This is a genomic window from Streptomyces pathocidini (assembly GCF_001418495.1).
GTDB classification, from domain to species: domain Bacteria; phylum Actinomycetota; class Actinomycetes; order Streptomycetales; family Streptomycetaceae; genus Streptomyces; species Streptomyces pathocidini.
In genome coordinates, this window is the sequence record NZ_LIQY01000475.1 from 1 (window position 1) to 4,687 (window position 4,687).

5 protein-coding genes are annotated in these 4,687 nt (G+C 73.7%); all 5 read left to right on the forward strand.

Going from position 1 to position 4,687, the window contains the following annotated elements:
• The first annotated feature begins 25 nt into the window (after positions 1–25).
• The 5 genes from AOK16_RS20715 (at position 26) to AOK16_RS20735 (ending at position 4,652) form a co-directional block, all read left to right on the forward strand.
• Entirely contained in the window at positions 26–640 is a 615-nt protein-coding gene (locus AOK16_RS20715) for an OmpA family protein (RefSeq protein ID WP_055473698.1), read from the forward strand.
• A gap of 144 nt (positions 641–784) precedes the next feature.
• Positions 785–1,585 carry an SDR family oxidoreductase gene (locus AOK16_RS20720; RefSeq protein ID WP_055473699.1) on the forward strand — a complete coding sequence of 267 codons (801 nt, stop codon included), beginning with the start codon at positions 785–787 and terminating at the stop codon, positions 1,583–1,585.
• Positions 1,586–1,685: 100 nt separating this feature from the next.
• Positions 1,686–3,419, forward strand: coding sequence for a hypothetical protein (locus AOK16_RS20725; protein ID WP_240483670.1), 1,734 nt, complete (start codon positions 1,686–1,688; stop codon positions 3,417–3,419).
• On the forward strand, positions 3,416–3,793 hold the full coding sequence (locus AOK16_RS20730; protein WP_055473696.1) for a hypothetical protein: 378 nt from the start codon (positions 3,416–3,418) through the stop codon (positions 3,791–3,793). Before AOK16_RS20725 ends, AOK16_RS20730 begins: the two co-directional genes overlap by 4 nt.
• Positions 3,794–3,848: 55 nt before the next feature.
• On the forward strand, positions 3,849–4,652 hold the full coding sequence (locus tag AOK16_RS20735; protein WP_055473697.1) for a hypothetical protein: 804 nt from the start codon (positions 3,849–3,851) through the stop codon (positions 4,650–4,652).
• Positions 4,653–4,687 lie beyond the last annotated feature (35 nt).

Genomic DNA, 4,687 nt, shown 5'->3' on the forward strand with positions numbered 1-4,687 from the left:
CCGCCACCCCTGCCCTCACCCCCGCATCCTCGCCGCTGGCGTCTCCGCCGCCGCGGCCGCCATCCTCGCCTGCCTCACCACCCCCACCGCCCACGCCGACGCCGCCGAACCCGTCGTGCCGCCGGGGAGCATCACCAAGCCCTCCCCGCCCGTGGAGATCGACGGACAAGACCCGGAGCTCCGGCTGGCCGACGGGGCCGCGCTCGCGCCCGCGAAGGTGCTGGACATCAAGTCCGTCGTGGAGGACCTCGGTGGCGAGGAGCGGCGCGAGGACACCAACTCGGACGTGAAGTTCGCCCTCCAGGCGGAGGTCCTGTTCCCCAAGGACAGCGCCCGGCTGAGCCCCGACGCGCACGACCGCATCCGGGCGATCGCCGACGAGATCAAGGCGCAGGACGCCGCGAAGGTGCGCGTCTTCGGCTTCACCGACGACCTCGGCTCGTCCGCCCACGGCGACGTCCTCTCCAAGCGTCGCGCCAACACCGTCCACCAGGAGCTGACGGACGCGCTCGGCGCGGGCGTCGCGTTCGAGATCCGCGGCTACGGCGAGCAGTACCCGATCGCGGACAACAGCACGGAGTCGGGCCGCAAGAAGAACCGCCGGGTCGAGGTCTCCTTCCCGCGCGAGGACGCGGGCTGAACCGGCGCCCGTACGAGAGCGGGAGTCGCCCGGGTGTCACACCCCGGTGGTGGACTGGCGTCGTAACGGGTGACATGGAGGAGCGAGGCGGCCATGCGCCGGAACGCGGAGCCGGACCGCCCACCCCGCGAGGAGGCACGGACCGTGAACGGACCCATCCTGGTGACCGGCGCCACCGGCACGCTCGGCCGCGCCGTCGTCCGGCGGCTGCTGGACGACGGGCAGGAGGTGCGGGTGCTCAGCCGCCGCCCGCGGCCGGCCGGTGACCACGAGCCGTACGACTGGGCCACCGGCGATCTCCGCACCGGCGCCGGGATCGACGCCGCCGTCGCGGGCGTCCCCGCGATCGTGCACTGCGCCACCACCGGCGGCCGCGGCGACATCGCCGCCACCCGCCTGCTGACCGAGGTCGCGGGGCGCCGCGAGGGCGACCCGCCGCACCTGGTCTACATCTCGATCGTCGGCATCGACCGCGTCAACTTCTTCTACTACCGCGCCAAACTCGCCGCCGAGCGCGTCATCGAGAGCTCGGGCCTGCCGTGGAGCACCCTGCGCACCACCCAGTTCCACGACCTCATCGCGCTGATCACGGAGGCCCAGGGGAGGCTGCCCGCGGCGAACTTCTCGATCTCCGGGGCCCGCTTCCAGCCCATCGAGGTACGGGAGGTGGCCGAGCGGCTCGTGGAGCTGGCCACCGGCGAACCCGCGGGCCGCGTCCCGGACATGGGCGGCCCCGAGATCCGCACCCACACCGACCTGGCCCGCGTCTACCTGGAGTCCGTCGGGCGGCGCCGCCGCGTGCTGCCGCTGCGGCTGCCCGGCCGGGTGTTCAGGGACCTGCGCCGGGGCGGCAACCTGACCCCGGACCGGGCCGTCGGCCGCGTCACCTTCGAGGAGTACCTGAAAGAGCGGAAGGGCCGGAAAAAGGCGCCTGGCGTGGGCTGACGGCTGGTATCTTCATCTCCTTCGTCAGCTGCATCTTCGTCAACTGAACGACATGACAGGCCAGTTAGGTCCATCGGGGGGTCATGTGAACGGTCCGGACGTGCGCCGTGCCCAGTCGGAAGCCACGCGGCTGCTGAGCGCGGGCGCGTACCTCGACAGCTCTTTCCGCCGCCGGGTGGTCGGCGAACTCATCGGCCACGCCGAGCGCCCCGTGCCGCCCTCGCTGGGCGTCGACGTGCTGTCCGTGCTCGCGCACGCCGTGCGCGCCCGCGCCCAGGAGGTGTGGGCCGCGCTGGCGCTGCTCGCGGTGTGGATCGGCTTCTTCGCCGCCGAGGCGGAGCTGACGGGCGCCGACGGGGCGTACTTCGACCCGGAGGTGGCGAGCCAGGCCTTCTCCGACCCGAGCCTGACCGGCATCGTGAGCGACGGCAGCGCGCTCTGGCCGTATCTGTACGCGCAGTTGTGCCTCGGCCTGGTGCTGGCCCGGTTCGTCGCGGGCAAGCGCCCGGCGCCGTACTCCCCGGTCGAGCGCGAGGTGCCGCTGCCCGCCATCCGCCACGCGGGCGCGATCTCCCGCGCCCGCCGTGTCATCGGCTGGCTGCTGACGGTCTACGTGCGGCTCGGCTTCGTCGTCTACTGGTTCGCCGCCGTCGTGAACCTGCCCGACGACCCCTTCCCGCTGGTCTTCCCGATCGCCCTGGGGCTGGTCGTCTGGGTCTACCGGGCGAGCGTCGAGACCGTGCTGCGCGACGAGCTGGGCCGGGACACCTTCCGCGACACCCCCGCCGTCACCGCGCTGCCCCTGACCCCACGCTGCCGCACGGTCGCCGCCGCCGTCGAGCGTGAGCAGCACGCGATGGGCGCGCTCTACGACCCGTACCAACCCTTCATCGGCGCCGGAGTCCCGTACCAGCCCTGGTCGTTCGCGCTGGAGCTGAAGCGGAAGAAGGAGCTGAAGCCGGGCGTGCCCGCGCAGGCGGGGGCCGAGGAGGGCGCGGCGGCCCGCGAGCTGACCGCCGCCAGGATCGTCGAGCTGGTCAAGGAGCCGCTGCGGCAGCTGCGCGCGGCCACCGCTGCCAACAGCGTCGACCGGCTGCGGGACCTGGAGATCGACGAGTTCGTCTACCTCCCCGCGGGCGTGGGCCGCGAGGAGGGCTTCTACCACGCGGACGCCATCGACCAGCACGTACGGGACGCCGTGGACGAGGGCGGCGAGGGGCGGCGCCACTTCCTGCGCGTCCGGGTCGGCGCCTGGGACGAGCAGGTCGTCGTCACCGTCTTCGTCCGGGTCCACACCCAGGGCCGGATGCTGGTGCTGGAGGTCGCCCCGCACGTCCTGGGCCCGGTGCGCGAGGAGTTCCGCGACGTGGACGCCGTGGTCGCTCTCGACGGCCACGGCGACCTGGCGCGCGAGGCCCTCAAGGCCCTGCTCGCCGCGCCGACCGCGGTGTTCACCCTCGGCGCCTCGGCGGCCCGCACGGTGGCGGAGGCGGTCCGCAGGTCGTGGGACGCGCCGGAGCGCCGCCCCGCGGGCGCACCGCTGCTCTCCGTACGGGAGTTGGGCAGCACCGACGAGCTGTCGCTGCTCCAGGAGATGGACGTCAGCCGGTACGTGAAGACCCTGCAGGACCGCATCGCGAGCGGGGTCCGGGACGCGCTGGAGGGCGACGGCTACCAGACCGACCGCTTCGAGCAGCACATCGTGAACGTGGGCGACGGCGGCGTCTTCATCAAGGACATGAGCGGCGGCTACGCGGTCGGCAAGGTGACCGGCGGCGCCGTGGCCATGGGCGAGAACAGCAGCGCGACGGCCACCGCGGGAGGCGGCAATTGAGCGAGGAACAGCAGCAGGGCGGCGGCGTCTTCCACGTGGGGCAGGTGAGCGGGGGCGCGGTCAGCTTCGGCGCCCACAGCCAGGCCCACTACCACGAGGGCGCCAAGGGGCCGCAGCCCGACGAGACGACCGCCAAGCTCCTCGAAGCGGTGTCCGCCCTCAAGCGCGATCTCGCCGCGCTCGCCGCCAGTGAGGCCACGCAGGAGGCGGGCCGCGAACTGGCGGAGACAGAGCGGGAGATCGCCGGCACCGGCCGTGTCACCCCGGACCGGCTGCACCGGCTGGGCGAGCTGCTGGCACCCGGCGCCTCGGCCGTCGGCCTCCTGGCCTCGGCGGCCACCGTGGCCCAGGTGGTGGCCCAACTGCTCGGCTGAGCAGGCCGGTTCGCGGCCTGCCGGTTCGTTTCGTGCTCTAGGGGGAGGACGCCGGATGGCGATCAGATACGACGCCCAGCGCCAGCGCTGGGTCGACGACGCCCGGCCCGAGGCGGCGGCCGCGGCGCGGCTGCGCAGGCTGCGGCGGGTGTCGATGCTGTCGGTGGCGGGCGTGCTGCTGGCGTACTCGCTGGGGTTCGTCACCTGGCGGCAGATCGAACGGCGCAACGCCGAGGAGGCGGCGGCCAAGGCCCTGGCGTCGGCAAGCGCCTCGGCGCGGGCGGAGGCCTCCCGCTCCGCCAAGGCGCAGGCCTCGGCGGAGGCCGAGGCGCGGGACGCCGCGCTGGCCGACCCCGCCGACTCCACGATCACCGCCGAACCGCCCTCGGGCTACCAGCGGTACGCGGACGATCAGGGCTGGACCGTCGACATCCCCGAGGGCTGGACCCGCAAGGCGCAGGAGCGGCTCGGCCACCCGACCGTCGTCACGTACCAGAAGGGGTCGAGCCGCCTCCAGGTCTTCGCGGTCGAGGAGTCGAGCCCCTACGAGTCGGTGCGGCTCGCGGACGAGTACCTGGCGGACGGCGGAGTCAAGGACTACGAGCGCGTGGACCTCAGCGAGCTGCCCGCCGCGCCCTCGGGGGCCACGGAGTCGGCCCGCTGGGAGTACACGTTCACGGACAAGTCCTCCGGCGACTCCCGGCGGACGGTCGACATCCGCTTCCAGGCGGCGGACGGCCAGTACTACGCCGTGGCGGCCACGGGCCCCGCCGAGGAGGGCACCGCGGCCCAGACCAAACCGGCCCAAACAGCCCTGACCTCCTTCTGCCCGCCCTACACCGACTGCGAACCGGCCTGAGCCTTAACCGCCGCTGGGCGCGGGGGGCACCTCCC